Consider the following 15,863-nt stretch of genomic DNA (forward strand, 5'->3'; position numbering starts at 1 on the left):
GCTATTCGATCTCGAACAGCCCATTGCTGACCGTCCCGGCGCTGAGCCGCTCGCGAATGTCGTCGTCGATGCGCGGATCGTCCGGTCGATACAGCTTGACCTGGCGATAGGCATTGATGCGATTGATTTCCTCGCCGAGGAATTCCCACACTACACGGGTGCAGGCCGGGTTGCGCCGGTCGCCGCTGGAGACGCCGGTCTTCAGGCCGTTCAGGCGGGTGATGCGGCTCTTGAAGCTGGGGATGAGCACGGTCTGGCTCATTTCGTTGAGGGTCAGCGACTCGTAGTCGATGAGAAACAGCCGGTCCTGCAACTGAAACGCCGCGCCCAGGTAGCGACAGCGCACTTCGGCCTGTTGCAGTCCGGCGCTGCTGCGCTCCTGGCGTTCCTGACGCTCGAACAGAAAACTGCCGCGCTCCTCCCAGAGATGCACCAGCGACACCAGGATCGAACCTGGCACCGACATGCAGTTGGAATATTCGAAGTAGTAGCCGCAGTAGCGCGACAAATTGCCGGCCTGGGCATGCAGCGGCTTGAACAGTTCGCTGATTGGATCGTTCTGCGGCCCGGAGGCAGCCGAGGTGTTGCGGGCGCCGATCAGGCGGGCGAACTGCTCGGGAGGGAGCTTGAGTTCGTAGTCCTCCACACCGAAGAAGTCGCCGATGCGCTTGAGGTTGTATTTCGTCGGCTCGCTCTGGCCACTCAGGTATTTGTTGAATTGCGCGCGATGAATGGCGAGCTGACGGCAAACCTCTGAAATAGAGCGGTAGTGACTGCAGGCGAGCTTGAGATTGGCGGCTAGAAAATCGGCCATGGGGCACTTCCAGATGATGCGAGTGCTGCAATTCTAGCAGCATGTCGCAGCAAAAAAGAGCAACCCGCGAAATTGTAACCACAGGTGTCATGGCCAACCATGCGCGGCAACGATAGCGTGCGCCCCTGCCGCCGCTGGTCACTCCACATAAAAAATAAGAATCGAGGTCATTTTCCAATGCTCGAAGCACTTAACGATTTCCTGTCAGGAAAACTGCTCATCGTCCTGATCGTCGGGCTCGGTAGCTACTTCACCATTCGATCCCGGTTCGTCCAGTTCCGTCATTTCGCCCACATGTTCGGCGTGTTCAAGGAATCGCTGCGTGGCCAGGCTGGCCAGCTGAGCTCGTTCCAGGCGCTGATGCTGAGCCTGGCCGGTCGTGTCGGCGCGGGCAACATCGCTGGTGTCGGTATCGCCGTGACCCTGGGCGGCCCAGGCGCGGTGTTCTGGATGTGGGTCACCGCACTGGTGGGCATGTCCAGCAGCTTCTTCGAATGTACCCTGGCCCAGGTGTACAAGCGTGCCGACGGTGACGGCCTGTACCGTGGTGGCCCGGCCTACTACATCCAGCATGGCCTGAAGCTCAAGAGCATGGCCATCGTGTTCTCGGTGCTGCTGCTGGTGACCTACGGCTTCGCCTTCATCGGCCTGCAGTCGTACACCGTGACCCACTCGCTGCAGAACGCCTTCAACTTCGATCCGCGCCAGACGGGCATCGTCCTGGCAGTGCTGCTGGCCATCACCTTCATCGGTGGCATCAAGCGTATCGCGGCGGTGTCCGACCTGCTGGTACCGATCAAGACCCTGGCCTACATCGGCGTCACGCTGTATGTGATCGGCACCCAGATCGAACACGTGCCAGCCATGCTGGAAACCATCTTCAAAAGCGCCTTCGGCCTCGACCCTGCCTTCGGCGGCCTGCTCGGCAGCGCCATCGTCATGGGCGTGAAGCGTGGCGTGTTCGCCAACGAAGCCGGTCTGGGCAGTGCGCCGAACGTGGCCGCCGTCGCAGCCGTCAAACACCCGGGCGCCCAGGGCGTGGTCCAGGCCTTCAGCGTGTTCCTCGACACCTTCGTGATCTGCACCTGCACCGCGCTGCTGATCCTGCTGTCGGGCTTCTACACCCCGGGCTTCGAAGGCGACGGTATCGTCCTCACCCAGAACTCGCTGGCCGCCGTGGTCGGTGACTGGGGCCGTATCTTCGTCAGCGTCGCCCTGTCGCTGTTCGTCTTCACCTGCATCCTCTACAACTACTACCTGGGCGAGAACAGCCTGCAATTCATGAGCCGCAACCGTGCCGTGCTGATGGTCTTCCGTGGCCTGGTACTGGCCTTGGTGGTCTGGGGTTCGATGCAAGACCTGTCGACCGTGTTCGCCTTCGCCGACATCACCATGACCTGCCTGGCGTTCGTCAACCTGGTGGCCCTGGCCCTGCTGTTCAAGGTCGGCCTGCGGGTGATGCGCGACTACGATGCCCAGCGCAAGGCTGGCATCAAGCAGCCGGTGTTCGATTCGTCGAAGTTCACCGACCTGGACCTGGACCGCGCCGCCTGGCCGGCCAATCCGGCTGTTGAAGCCGCTGCCGACAAGGCTGCCGGCGAGCTTCAGCACCAGCGCTGATCCGCCCTCTCCAGCCGCCCCGTTCGCGGGCGGCTGACTCCTTTCTCGATTCGCTTCGGAATGCTTCCATGGACGCAGTCAAGAACCTTCTCGTGCTCTATACCGGCGGCACCATTGGCATGCTGCAGACCCCCGAAGGTCTGGCTCCAGCCGGCGGCTTCGACGCGCGCATGCGCGAACACCTGGCCCAACGCAGCGACGCTCCGGACCTGCAATGGACCCTGCGCGAACTCAATCCGCTGATCGATAGCGCCAACATGCAGCAGGCCAACTGGCTGGCGATGCGCGACGCGATCGTCGAGGCGGTCGAACGCGATGGCCATGACGGCGTGCTGGTGCTGCACGGCACCGACACCCTGGCCTACAGCGCCGCGACCCTGTCGTTCCTGCTGCTCGGCCTGCCGGTGCCGGTGCTGCTGACCGGTTCCATGTTGCCAGCCGGCACCCCGGACAGCGACGCCTGGGACAACCTGGTGGGCGCGCTGCGACACTTCGAGCGCGGCCTGACCAACGGTGTGCAACTGTACTTCCACGGCCAACTGCTGCATGGCTGCCGCGCCTCCAAGCTGCGCAGCGAAGCCTTCGACGCCTTCGCCGTGCTGCCGCGCCATCGCGACAGCGAGCGCGCACAGCACGTGCCAGCCGAGTTGGGCTACGGTCAGGTCCGTCAGCCGGTTAAGTTGGCGGTGCTGCCAGTGTTCCCGGGGTTGTGCGCCGACTACGTGCAGGGGCTGGTCGAAGCCGGCGTGCAGGGCCTGCTGCTGGAATGTTATGGCAGCGGCACCGGGCCGTCGGACGACCAGGCACTGCTCGATGCCTTGCACCAGGCACGTCAACGCGGCGTGATGATCGTCGCCATCAGCCAATGCCCGGAAGGCGCGGTGGTGTTCGACACCTATGCCGCTGGCAGCCGCCTGCGAGACACCGGCCTGGTCAGCGGCGGCGGCATGACCCGCGAAGCGGCGCTGGGCAAGCTGTTCGCCCTGCTGGGCGCGGGGCTGGACGTCAAGACGGCCGAACGCTGGTTCGCGCTGGATCTGTGTGGAGAGCGGGCTTAATCATCGGTAGGAGGCGTGGCCTGGTGTAGCGATGGGGCGCTGCGGTGTGTCAGGGCGTCTGGCACCGTCTGCTAGGCGGCCGCTGCGCGCCCGATCGCGACACAAGGCCGCTCCCACCGAGATTGCGCTCGCCTCACTTCCTGGGCACGGCATGCGAAACCGGGTGATCATGCATTTGATGTTCATCTGCAGCGCATGATTTCCAGAGTCCAGCGCGGCTTTTGTGGGAGCGGCCTTGTGTCGCGATTGGACCGCAAAGCGGTCCCGGCAATGACAGCGGCGAAGCTGAAAACCTGGGAGCGGGGCGGGCTGCCGGTGCGTGTATCGGGAAAATGGCGGAAGGCAGCGGGAGTCGAACCTGCCCGGGAACGGATGCCGTCCCCAACCGGGTTTGAAGCCCGGCCGCGCCACCGGGCGCGATTGCCTTCCTTGAATTCAGGGCCTGGGCTGTTGCCGGGCCAGGGCGCTGTCCGCACGGATGTAGCGTTGATCGCCTACCCTGCGGGTCAGGCCAACACGGTCGAAGTACTCCAGTATTTGCACACTGCGCTTGCGACCGATGCACAACATATCGCGAAACGCCGCCACCTGCACTACCGGTGAGCCCTCGGCCTGGCTCAACAGCAACTCGACCATGCGCTGAAACGTCTGCTGCGGATAGAACAGATCGCGCACCACCTGGTGCAGCACACCCAGGCGCGCCAGCTTGCGCATCAGCAATCGAACCTGCGCTTCCTCCACCTGCTCGGCAGCGGCCAAGGTCCTGACCCACGGCGGATCGAACGCGGCTTCGAGCAGGTGCGGCTGCAAGCGCGCCCACAAGGCGGTGTCGGCCTCGCTCAACTGCACCTTGTGATCCGGCAGATGCAGCCACGGACCACTGCTGGCGATGAAACCGTCGCTGAGCAATTCGTCCACCAGACTGACGAAGGTCGGCCGCTCCAGTGCCAGCGCGCAGAAGCGGCGCAGACGATCGCGGTCAGGACCGAGCTGGTCCGGTTCCTGAGCATGAAAACGGGCCAACTGTGCCAGGACGTCGTCGCGCAGCGCCTGCCACTGTTGGCGGTCGAACAGCACACTGCCTTGGCGCGTGGCGATCACCTCGACGCTCTCGGGCAATTGCCAGCTGTCGCGCAGCCGATTGAACTGGCGCTCCAGACGGTGCGGATCGAGCCCGGCCGGCGCGCTGGCGAGCAGGGCCGGCAGTGCCTGCTCCAGGTCGGTAGCCTCGCGCAGCACCTGCAATTGCCGCAGCCGTGCGTCGCTGCGACGGTGGCGACTGGGCGCGAACGGGTCGAGCACCCGGCCGCCGCCCAGGGTGCGCTGAGCGCGCTGGTCACGCAGCACCAGGCGGTCGCCATGCACGGCCTGCAACGGCGTATTAAGCAGCAACTGGGCGAACATGCGCTGCCCGGCGGCCAGGGTCTGGCCCTCCAGCAGCGCCACCCGCGCGGTGACATCTTGCGTCCCGAGATGCACGTGCACCGCGCTGAAGTGTTCGAAAGCGCGGGGCTCGCTCGCCAGCAGCGTCAGCTCGATGTCGATGCGCGAACTGGGCGCATGCAACCACGCTGGCACCAGCCAGTCGCCGCGGTGTATCTGCTCCACAGCCAAGCGCTCGGCACTGATGTTCAGCGCCACTCGCTGCCCGGCTTCGGCCACCAGCGCCGCCTGGTTCTGCGCATGCAAACCGCGCACGCGCACTGGCTTGCCGAGCTTGCCCAACAGCAGCGTGTCACCCGTGCTCACCCGGCCGGCCAGCGCCGTGCCGGTGACCACCACACCCGCACCGGACACGGCGAAGGCGCGATCGATGGCCAGGCGAAAACCGCCCTGAGTGGAGCGTCTGCGAACCTGGGACGCGGCCGCCAGCAGCGCCTGGCGCAGGGCCTCGACACCGGCCCCGGTCACGCTCGACAACGGAAACTGCAACGCCCCGGCATAGGGGCCTGGCGCCAGCAACGCCTCGACCTGCTGCTGCACCTCGGCCACGCGCGCCGGTTCCACCCGGTCGCACTTGCTGATCGCCACCAGCGCCTGGGGAATGCCCAACAGCTCGATGATCGCCAGGTGCTCGCGGGTCTGCGGCATCACCCCATCGTCCGCTGCGATCACCAGCAGCACCAGGTCGATACCCTGGGCCCCGGCCAGCATGTTGTGAATGAACCGCTCGTGCCCCGGCACATCGATGAAGCCGGTCAAGGGCTCGCCGTCGGCCAGGGCCGCGTAGCGGTAACCCAGGTCGATGGTCATGCCCCGGGCACGCTCTTCCTGACGGCGGTCGCCGACCTGCCCGGTGAGCGCTTCGAGCAACGCGGTCTTGCCGTGGTCGATGTGCCCGGCGGTACCGACTATCACTGCACAGGCCCCAGGTGCAGCGCCGGCAGTTGCGCCAGCCACTGCGCCTCATCGTCCAACTGCCGCAGGTCGAGCCACAGGGCGTCGTCGTCGATACGCCCGAGCACCGGCACCGGTAGGTCGCGCAGCGCCTGCTCCAGCACTCGCAAGCTACGTCCACGCAGTTTCTTCGACACCTGCGCGCGCAGGCACAGGGCTGCACTGGGCAGCCGCGCCACCGGCTGGCTGCCGCTGCCGATCATGCCCAGGGTCGGCTCGACGCTGACTGTCCAAGGCTCTCCCAGGCGCGCGGCCAGTTCCGGCGCCAGGCGCTCGGCCTGGGCGGCGATGTCAGCGTGTGGGCGCGTCAGTAGACGCAGGCTCGGCAGACGCTCGGCCAGCCGGTCCGGATCGCGGTACAACGCCAGCACCGCCTCCAGCGCCGCCAGGGTGATCTTGTCGACGCGCAGGGCGCGCTTGAGCGGGTTCTTCTTGATCCGCGCGATCAGCTCCTTACGGCCGACGATGATGCCCGCCTGCGGGCCGCCGAGCAGCTTGTCGCCGCTGAAGGTGACGATATCGGCACCGTCGAGCAGGGCCTGGCGCACCGTCGGTTCGGCCGGCAGGCCCCAGCGGGTGAGGTCGAGCAGGCTGCCGCTGCCCAGGTCTTCGAGCAACGGCAGTTGATGGGCATGGGCGATGCGTGCCAGTTCGGCGGTCGGCACCTGGGTGGTGAAGCCCTGGATGCTGTAGTTGCTGCAATGCACACGCATCAGCAGCCCGGTGCGCGGATTGATCGCCGCCTCGTAGTCGCGGGCGTGGGTACGGTTGGTGGTGCCGATCTCATGCAGTCGCACGCCGGCCCGGGCCATGATATCGGGAATGCGGAACGCGCCGCCGATCTCGATCAGTTCGCCACGGGAGATGATGCCTTCGCGGCGTGCGCCCAGGCTGTTGAGCGCCAGCAGCACGGCGGCGGCGTTGTTGTTGACCACCGTGACCGCCTCGGCGCCGGTCAACTCGCGGATCAGGCCCTCGATCAAGTCGTCGCGATCACCGCGCTTGCCGGTGGCCAGGTCGAACTCCAGGTTCAGGGGGTAGCGCGCAGCGGTCTGCATGGCTTCTACGGCCGCTTCGGGCAACAGCGCACGACCCAGGTTGGTGTGCAGCACCGTGCCGGTCAGGTTGAACACGCGCCGCACCTGGCTGCGCTGCTGAAGCGTCAGGCGCTCACCGGCGCGCCCGAGCAGCACCTCGGCGGCCAGTTCCACGGCACTCAGTTGACCCAGGCGAGCCGGCTCGCGCAGGTCGTCGAGCAACTGGCGCAGCGTGGCCAGGGTGGCATCGCGGCCATGGCGCTCGAGCAGAGGGGCGCAGGTGGGGTGACGCAGCAGGGTGTCGATGGATGGCAGACGTGGAGCGGGGGTGGCATTGCTTGACGACATGCGGGTACGACCTTGACTGATCCGGTGTCTGATTCGCGCTCATCGCCAATGAACCCGCTCCTGGCAGGAGCGGGCTCACGCGCAACGAGCACGACGAGATCCAGCAGTGTAGCCCGTTACCCGCCCCCTGGCGCCAGCATCAGGTTGGGCGCCATCCGCTGGAAGCCCTCCTCGTTCAGACGCATGTCCAGCGCCAGACTGGCCAGATCGTCGGCCAAGGCCTCGGCGACCGCGTCGTTTTCCAGATAGCAGTGCTTGAGGTAGGTGTTGCAGCCCGGACAGCATTCGGCCCGCAACGGCGCCTTGCCCGGCCCGTGGCGGTCATCCTCCAGACTGGTGTAGCGCAAATCCTTGCTCGACTCGCAGTACACGCACTTGACCCGCACCACATGCCACTCGCAGGCGCACAGCGAACAGGCCAGGTAGCGCAGCCCATTGTGCTTGCCGCGGTTGCGCACCAGCCCAGCCATGGCCGGCGAGCCGCAGCACGGGCACTGCGCCAGGCTGCCACCCGGCTTGAGCTCATCACTGGGCAAGGCCCGTCGCCAACTGGCCCAGGCCGCCTGCAATGCCGCCCCGATGAACGGCACCAAGGCCGCCGGCAGCGCATCGTATTGGCCACCGAGCAAGGCGATGCCCCAGCCCTTGCGCTGCACGTCATCGCTGTCGCGCAAGGTCTGCAATGCATCGGCCAGCGCACCCGGCGCAGGCGCATCGAAGCGGTCGAGCAGCGCCTGCAGCCAGATCAGCCAGGGGCCCTCGCGCACCAGACTGTCGGCCGCCAGCGGCGGCAGACCATGGCTGATGCACAGCCGCTGACGTGCTTCGGCCACCGGCACGTCGGAAGGCGGATCATCCAGCAACTGTTGCTGCACCCGGCACAGCCGGGCGATCAGCCGCAGGTACTCGCCCAGCGCATGGCCCTGCGCCAAATGCTCGAGGCGCAGCGCCCGCAGTTCGAACAGGTTGTCGGCGGGCAGGTGCAGAAACGGCGGCATCACTGCCGACGCTTCGATCTGCCCAGGTTCGAGAATCGTGCTCACGCGCTCATCCTTTCTTTCCACCGTGATTATGTGGCGTCTTGTCGCCGGTCACATCGCGGTACCACAGTTCATGATGCTTGCGTGCCCAGGCGCGGCTGACCCAACCATGCAGCATGGCGCCGATCGAGCCCTTGATCCAGATGCCGGCATAGATGTGCACGATGATGCTCAGCACCAGCACGAACGCCGCCAGGGCATGCATCAAGGTGGCCAGGCGGATCGCGCCGATACCGAAGAACGCGCTGAAGTAGGCGCGCCAGATCACCACACCGCTGACCAGCAGGATCAGCATGCACGCCAGCAAGGTCCAGAACAGCAGCTTCTGCCCGGCGTTGTACTTGCCAATTGGCGGCACGCCCTCTTCCTGGTTGCGCATCACCCGGTCGACGCGGCGCAGCCATAAACAGTCGTTGGCGGTGATGAAGTTGGCGCGCCAGAAGCGCACCACCAGGCCGAGGAAGAACACGAACATCGCCACGCCGAGAAACGGATGCAGGATCCGCGTCCACGGCCCGCCGCCGAACAAGTTGCTCAGCCAGAACAACGCCGGATGGAACAGCGCCAGCCCGGACAGCCCGGCCATGAAGAACAGGATCGCGACGATCCAGTGGTTGGTCCGCTCGTTGGCGTTGTAGCGCAGGATAGGCTTGTTGTCGTTCATGGCCGCTGCTCCCCTTCCCCGCCGGGCTTGCCCGGATCATAGACATGCACTGCCGGGTCCACCTGATGCACGCCCGTATCGGCAGGCTCAGGGCGCTCGTCCTCTTCCACCCGCTGTGGACCGACGCGCACATAGTGGAAGAAGCCGGCCAGCACCGCCGCGCCCATCGCCAGCAGCGACAGCGGCTTGCTGATGCCCTTCCACAGCCCCACCAGCGGGCTGATCACCGGCTGATCCGGCAACCCGGCGTACAGCCTCGGCGTGTCGGCATGGTGCAGCACATACATCACATGGGTGCCGCCCACCCCATCCGGGTCGTACAGGCCAGCGTTCTCGTAGCCGCGCGACTTGAGGTCGACGATGCGTTCGTCGGCATGCACCTTCATCTCGTCCTTGCTGCCGAAGACGATCGCCCCGGTCGGGCAGGTCTTCACGCACGCCGGCTCCAGCCCCACGGCCACGCGGTCGGAACACAGGCTGCACTTGTAGGCCTTGTGGTCTTTCTGCGAGATCCGCGGAATGTTGAACGGGCAGCCGGTGATGCAGTAGCCGCAACCGATGCAGTGGTCCTGGTTGAAGTCGACGATGCCGTTGGCATGCTTGATGATCGCACCCGGGCTCGGGCAGGCCTTCAGGCAGCCGGGCTCGGCGCAGTGCATGCAGCCGTCCTTGCGGATCAGCCACTCCAGGTTGCCATCGTCGCGCTCGTGCTCGGTGAAGCGCATCAGGGTCCAGGTGTCGGCGGTCAGGTCCTGCGGGTTGTCGTAGGTGCCGTGGTTGTGGCCGACCTCGTCACGCAGTTCGTTCCATTCCGAGCACGCCACCTGGCAGGCCTTGCAGCCGATGCACTTGGTGGTGTCGATCAGCTTGGCGACTTGCTCTTGCTGACGGACCGAGGACGGAACGGTCGTGGTGGCCGAGCGGGCGATGATATCTTGCTGGGCCATCAGATTTTCTCCACGTTGACGAGGAACGACTTGGACTCCGGCGTCTGGGTATTGCCATCACCGAGGAACGGCACCAGGGTGTTGGTCAGGTAGCCATGCCGGGTCGAACCGGTGAAGCCCCAGTGCAGCGGGATGCCGATCTGGTGCACGGTCTGGTTGTTGACCTGCAGCGGACGGATCCGCTTGGTCACCACCGCCACCGCCTCGATGTGCCCGCGCTTGCACGACACCCGCACCCGATCACCGGCCTTGATGCCCTTCTCGCCCGCCAGCACCTCGCCAATTTCCACGAACTGCTCGGGCTGGATGATGGCGTTGAGCCGAGCGTGCTTGCTCCAGAAGTGGAAGTGCTCGGTCAGCCGGTAGGTGGTCGCCGCGTAAGGGAACTCATCACGTGTGCCGAGGGTTTCCCACACCGAATCGAAGATCCGTCCGGCCGGATTGCTGATGACCTTCTTGTTGTTCGGGTGCAGCGGGTTGATCCCGATCGGCGTTTCGAACGGCTCGTAGTGCTCGGGGAACGGCCCTTCGGCCATCTTGTCGATGGCGAAGAAGCGCGCCACGCCCTCGGGGTTCATGATGAACGGGTTCATCCCCGCTTCCGGCGGCGAATCGACCTTGAAGTCCGGCACATCGGTGCCGCCCCAGGACTTGCCGTTCCACCACACCAGACGCTTCTTCTGCGCATCCCACGGCTTGCCTTGCGGGTCGCTCGAAGCGCGGTTGTAGAGAATGCGGCGGTTGGCCGGCCAGGCCCAGGCCCAGTTCTGCGCCTGGTGCATGCCGTACGGGTCGCTGTTGTCGCGCCGGGCCATCTGGTTGCCCTGCTCGGTCCAGCAGCCGGCGAAGATCCAGCAGCCGGACGCCGTGCTGCCGTCGTCCTTGAGCTGACCGAACCCGGACAACTGCTGGCCGCCCTTGACCGTCAGGCCGGTGGCGTCGGTCATGTCGGTGACCGCGTAACCGTTCATCTCCTTGGCCAACTCTTCCGGCGAGGGTTCGTCGGGGATCTTGTACGGCCAACTGATGTTGAGCAGCGGGTCTGCGTAGCTGCCGCCTTCGTTCTTGTAGCGCTGGCGCAGGCGCAGGAACAGCTCACTCATGATCTGCACGTCGGTGCGGGTCTCGCCCGGACCATCGGCGCCCTTCCAGTGCCACTGCAGCCAGCGGCTGCTGTTGACCAGCGAGCCGTCTTCCTCGGCGAAGCACGTGGTGGGCAAGCGAATCACTTCGGTCTGGATGCTGGACGTGTCGACATCGTTGTACGGGCCGACATTGCGCCAGAACTCGGACGTTTCGGTGGCCAGCGGGTCCATGACGACCAGCCACTTGAGCTTGCCCAGCGCGGCGGTGACGCGGTTTTTATCCGGCAGCGCGGCGATGGGGTTGAAGCCCTGGCACATGTAGCCGTTGACCTTGCCCTGGCTCATCATCTCGAACATGCGCAGCACGTCGTAGGCGGCCACGTCGAGCTTGGGCAGCCAATCGTAGCCCCAGTTGTTCTCGGCGGTGGCGTTGTCGCCATACCAGGCCTTCATCAGGCTGACGTGGAACTTGCCGTAGTTCTGCCAGTACGACAATTGCCCCGGACGCAGCGGCTTGGAGGCGCGCTTGTCGATGTAGGCGGCGTAATCCTGCTCGGCGTCGCCTGCCAAGGTCAGGTAGCCCGGCAGCGAGTTCGACAGCAGCCCGAGGTCGGTCAGTCCCTGGATGTTGGAGTGCCCGCGCAGGGCGTTGACGCCACCGCCAGGCATGCCGACGTTGCCCAGCAGCAACTGGACCATGGCCGCGCTGCGAATGATCTGCGCGCCGATCGAATGCTGGGTCCAGCCCAGGGCATAGAGGATCGTCATGGTCTTGCCCGGCGCCGAGCAGGTGGCGATTTCTTTCCACACTTTCATCATCTGATCGAGCGGCATGCCGCAGGTCATGCTGGCGATTTCCGGCGTGTAGCGGCTGTAGTGCTGCTTCATCAACTGGAACACGCAGCGTGGGTGCTGCAGCGTCGGGTCGACCTTGGCGTAACCGTCATCGCCCAGCTCGTAACCCCACCCAGACTTGTCGGCATAGATCCGCTTGGCCGCGTCGTAGCCACTGAACAGGCCGTCTTCGAAGCCATAGCCTTCTTTGACGATGAACGACACGTCGGTGTAGTTGCGCACGTACTCGTGCTGGATCTGATCAGTGCTCAGCAGGTAGTTGATCAGGCCGCCCATGAAGGCGATGTCGCTGCCGGTACGAATCGGCGCGTAGTAGTCCGCCACCGAAGCGGTGCGGGTGAAGCGCGGATCGACCACGATCAAGCGCGCCTTGTTGTGCGCCTTGGCCTCGGTGACCCATTTGAATCCGCAGGGATGGGCCTCGGCTGCGTTGCCGCCCATGACCAGCACCAGGTTTGCGTTGGCGATATCGGACCAGTGATTGGTCATCGCGCCACGGCCGTACGTCGGGGCAAGACTTGCCACCGTCGGGCCGTGTCAGACACGCGCCTGGTTATCGAACCCCAGCATGCCGAGAGAACGGATGACCTTATGGGTCAGGTAGCCTGCTTCGCTGGACGCTGCCGACGCCGCGAGGAAGCCGGTGGTCAACCAGCGGTTGACCGTCTGCCCTTGGGCGTTCTTCTCGATGAAGTTGGCATCGCGGTCCTGCTTCATCAGCGCGGCGACGCGATCCAGCGCCTCGTCCCAACTGACCCGCACCCACTCGTTGCTGCCGGGTTTGCGCACTTCGGGGTACTGCAGGCGGCTCGGGCTGTGGATGAAGTCGAGCAGGCCGGCACCTTTGGGGCACAGGGTGCCGCGGTTGACCGGGTGATCGGCATCGCCTTCGATGTGGATGATGTTCTGTTTGACGTTCTTGCCCGCATCGCCCTGGCTGTACAGGATCAGGCCGCAGCCGACCGAGCAGTAGGGACAGGTGTTGCGGGTTTCTTTGGTGTGCGTCAGCTTGAAGTGGCGCACCTGCTCGGCGAACGCGGGCGTCGGGGCCATGCCCAACGCCGCGAGGCTAGAGCCTCCAAGGCCGACAGCGGCGACCTTGAAGAATTGCCGACGGTTGAGATCCATCGTGCACTCCTGATCAGGTTTGGACGCACGGTCATGGCCGGCGCCTCTCGGAAATCACGGCGGCGACGTACAGAGGTCGCCAACGCTAAGACTAGCCGATAACACTGAAAGTGCGGTGACATAGATCAGTTTAAGCTGTAGGCATTTGTAGTAAGACCCGCCGATCGGGTGCTCTATCGACTTATTTCATCAACCGCTTGAGCCGGCGAGTCCAACTGAAATCGGTGGACTGGAGGGCGTCGTCGCCTTCCTTCACCCCATCTCGGTCCACGGCATAGGAAAACAGGCCACCCTTGTTGCCCTGGCTGGGCTGCCAGAGTGCGTAGTGCCGGGCCGTGCTGGTATCGAAGTCCCGTGTATCGCCCCATTGGGTCCCGCGCTCTTCGTAGAACGAAAAGCCCACCATGAATTTCCGGGGCGCGAGAAAGTCGGCGAACAGTCGGTCGAAGTGTTGCTGCACCTGATCGGTTTTTTGCCCATAGGCCTGGAAAAGCACGTAGTCCAACGCGCTCTCCAGCGAGCGCAGCAAATCCATGTCGCCTATCTCACTGGTGTCGTAGATGAACAGCTTGCCCTCTTGCTTCAGACGCTTGGCCAAAATCAGCGAGACTTCGCGGGCCTTGTTGCGCTGGGCCTCGGACAGGCGCTTTTCGAGATCCACATCCAGCCCATCCAGGCCCTGCACCGACAGGAAACGGCTCTGCAGATGGTCGGCCAATTGCTGGTAGCCCTCGGCCGAATCGGGGAAGTCCGGATTGATCAGCTCATCGATGAACAGGGTGCGCACGACCTTGATGCCTTTGGCGTGCATCGCCGGAATCATTTCCGCTTCCAGCTTTTGCCAGAACTGCGGCGTTTCCTCACCATTGGGAAAAACGAATGCGATATCGACTTCTTCGGGCAGTTGCAGCATTGAGCAGTGGTTGCCCACTTCACCATTGGCGGTGTCGCGCCAAGAGCGGAAGTAACAGCCCATCAGGGGTTTCGGAGAGTTGGACATGAGCGGCTCCATTGATACAAAAGGTGCCGCGATTCAAGCGTCTGTCGCCAGACGCCGGAATCCTGAACGCTTTCCATGATGCCTGCGGGCAAGCCTATGACGACTCGAACATGAGCGCCCCTAGCGCAGCAAATTGTTCTTCGCCAGGTTCACCAACTCCTTGGCCCGACCATCCATGACCGCACGCAGCATGAACAGGCCGAAGCCTTTGACGTTCTCGGCGGTGATTTCCGGCGGCATGATCAATTCCTGTCGCTCACTCACCACATCGACCAACACCGGCCCATCGTGGGCGAAGGCCTCGCGCAGCGCCGCTTCGAGTTCCTGCGGTTGCTCCACTCGAATGCCCTTGATGCCCATGCTTTGGGCGAACGTGGCGAAGTTGGGGTTCTTGAGCTCGCAGCCAGTATCCAACAGGCCGCTGGCTTTCATCTCCATTTCCACGAAGCCCAAGGTGCCGTTGTTCAGCACGATCACCTTGACCGGCAGATTGGCCTGACTCAGGGTGAGGAAATCGCCCATCATCATGCTGAAACCTCCATCACCCGACATCGACACCACTTGCCGCCCCGGACAGCTCGCCTGGGCGCCGATGGCCTGCAGCATGGCATTGGCCATCGAGCCATGGTTGAACGAGCCAATCAGCCGGCGCTGACCATTCATCTTCAGGTAACGCGCAGCCCAGGCGGTGGGCGTACCGACATCACAGGTGAAGATGGCGTCCTCGTCGGCCAACTCGCTCACCAGTCGATTGAGGTATTGCGGATGGATGATCGCGCTGTTGGGGCTGCTTTCGGCCAGTCCGTCAAGGCTCTTGCGGGCGTCGCGATAGTCGGCCAAGGCCTTGTCCAGGTGAGCGGTGTCGGTGCGCTCCGGCAGAAGCGGCAGCAGTTGCTCGAGCGTGTGCTTGATGTCTCCGATCAGGCCAATCTCCAGCGCGCAGCGATTGCCCAGCGCCTCGGGCTTCAAATCGATTTGGGCAATACGTGCTTTCTCGGGGAAGAATTGCCGGTAAGGGAAGTTGCTACCCAGCATCAGCAGCGTGTCGCAATCCTTCATGGCATTGAAACCCGACGCGAAGCCGATGAGCCCCGTCATGCCGACGTCGTAGGGATTGTCATACTCCAGGTGCTCCTTGCCCCGCAGCGCATGCACGATGGGTGCCTTCAACTGCCTGGCCAGGGCGACCACTTCAGTGTGGGCGCCGGCGCAGCCTGCCCCGCACAGCAGCGTGATGCGTTTGCCGGCGCTCAGGAACTGCGCCAGCTCATCGAGTTTGGCAGGTTCAGGCACCACCACCGGCGGTGTAGGCGTCAACCACCGGCCGACCTTGGCATCGAGCGGGGCCAGTGCCACGTCGCCGGGAATCACCACCACCGCCACCCCGCGCCGGCTGACCGCCACACGCATGGCGCGCTCGAGAATCTGCGGCAACTGCTCGGGCTGCGACACCAGTTCGACGTAGTGACTGCACTCTTTGAACAGCGATTCGGGGTGAGTGGCCTGGAAGTAGTCGATGCCGATCTCGCTGCTGGGGATGTGCGCGGCGATCGCCAGCACCGGCACACCGCTGCGATGGCAATCGAACAGGCCATTGATCAGGTGCAGGTTGCCCGGTCCACAGCTCCCGGCGCACACCGCCAGCTCGCCAGTGAGATGGGCCTCGCCGCCGGCGGCGAAGGCACCGGCTTCTTCGTTGCGCATGTGAATCCAGTCCAGTCCACCCAGGCGGCGCATGGAGTCGGTGAACCCGTTCAATGAATCGCCGACAACCCCGTAAACACGTTTGACGCCGGCTTGTTTGAGGGTGTTGACCATGAAATCAGCAGCGGTGGCCATGGGAGGGTCCTTGAATGACGGTGAGTTCAAG

At 64.4% G+C, this 15,863-nt stretch carries 11 protein-coding genes and 1 tRNA gene; 2 read left to right on the plus strand and 10 right to left on the minus strand.

The window, feature by feature from the left end; all coding sequences use genetic code 11:
* Window position 1 precedes the first annotated feature (1 nt).
* Window positions 2-814 carry a helix-turn-helix domain-containing protein gene (locus NJ69_RS16085; RefSeq protein WP_039580769.1) on the minus strand — a complete coding sequence of 271 codons (813 nt, stop codon included), beginning with the start codon at window positions 812-814 and terminating at the stop codon, window positions 2-4.
* 177 nt (window positions 815-991) lie between these two features.
* On the opposite strand from NJ69_RS16085, the gene NJ69_RS16090 reads away from it, so the two are divergent.
* Both NJ69_RS16090 and NJ69_RS16095 read left to right on the plus strand, forming a co-directional pair.
* Window positions 992-2,434 (plus strand): alanine/glycine:cation symporter family protein, encoded by a 1,443-nt coding sequence (locus tag NJ69_RS16090; protein WP_039580771.1) that lies wholly within the window; start codon window positions 992-994, stop codon window positions 2,432-2,434.
* Between the two features lie 68 nt (window positions 2,435-2,502).
* Window positions 2,503-3,492, plus strand: coding sequence for an asparaginase (locus NJ69_RS16095; protein ID WP_039580773.1), 990 nt, complete (start codon window positions 2,503-2,505; stop codon window positions 3,490-3,492).
* A 333-nt stretch (window positions 3,493-3,825) separates the two neighbouring features.
* On the opposite strand, the gene NJ69_RS16100 is transcribed toward NJ69_RS16095, so the two are convergent.
* From NJ69_RS16100 to poxB, 9 genes are all read right to left on the minus strand, one after another.
* Window positions 3,826-3,921, minus strand: a tRNA-Sec gene (locus NJ69_RS16100).
* Between the two features lie 6 nt (window positions 3,922-3,927).
* Window positions 3,928-5,850, minus strand: coding sequence for a selenocysteine-specific translation elongation factor (gene selB, locus NJ69_RS16105; RefSeq protein WP_039580775.1), 1,923 nt, complete (start codon window positions 5,848-5,850; stop codon window positions 3,928-3,930).
* Entirely contained in the window at window positions 5,847-7,274 is a 1,428-nt protein-coding gene (selA, locus tag NJ69_RS16110; RefSeq protein ID WP_039580777.1) for an L-seryl-tRNA(Sec) selenium transferase, read from the minus strand. Before selA ends, selB begins: the two co-directional genes overlap by 4 nt.
* Before the next feature lie 116 nt (window positions 7,275-7,390).
* Complete coding sequence (gene fdhE / locus NJ69_RS16115) at window positions 7,391-8,317, minus strand: formate dehydrogenase accessory protein FdhE (RefSeq protein ID WP_039580778.1); 927 nt, start codon at window positions 8,315-8,317, stop codon at window positions 7,391-7,393.
* A gap of 4 nt (window positions 8,318-8,321) precedes the next feature.
* A complete protein-coding gene (locus NJ69_RS16120; RefSeq protein ID WP_039580781.1) occupies window positions 8,322-8,978 on the minus strand; it encodes a formate dehydrogenase subunit gamma in 657 nt (218 codons plus the stop codon).
* Entirely contained in the window at window positions 8,975-9,925 is a 951-nt protein-coding gene (fdxH, locus tag NJ69_RS16125; protein WP_039580784.1) for a formate dehydrogenase subunit beta, read from the minus strand. The genes NJ69_RS16120 and fdxH overlap by 4 nt, the downstream gene beginning before the upstream one ends.
* Complete coding sequence (gene fdnG, locus NJ69_RS16130; RefSeq protein WP_155290542.1) at window positions 9,925-12,993, minus strand: formate dehydrogenase-N subunit alpha; 3,069 nt, start codon at window positions 12,991-12,993, stop codon at window positions 9,925-9,927. The genes fdxH and fdnG overlap by 1 nt, the downstream gene beginning before the upstream one ends.
* 181 nt (window positions 12,994-13,174) lie before the next feature.
* On the minus strand, window positions 13,175-13,993 hold the full coding sequence (locus NJ69_RS16140; RefSeq protein ID WP_039580791.1) for an EndoS/ChiA family endoglycosidase: 819 nt from the start codon (window positions 13,991-13,993) through the stop codon (window positions 13,175-13,177).
* A gap of 120 nt (window positions 13,994-14,113) precedes the next feature.
* Window positions 14,114-15,832 (minus strand): ubiquinone-dependent pyruvate dehydrogenase, encoded by a 1,719-nt coding sequence (gene poxB, locus NJ69_RS16145; protein ID WP_039580794.1) that lies wholly within the window; start codon window positions 15,830-15,832, stop codon window positions 14,114-14,116.
* Window positions 15,833-15,863 lie beyond the last annotated feature (31 nt).

It is taken from the genome of Pseudomonas parafulva, from assembly GCF_000800255.1.
GTDB classification, from domain to species: Bacteria; Pseudomonadota; Gammaproteobacteria; order Pseudomonadales; family Pseudomonadaceae; genus Aquipseudomonas; species Aquipseudomonas boreofloridensis.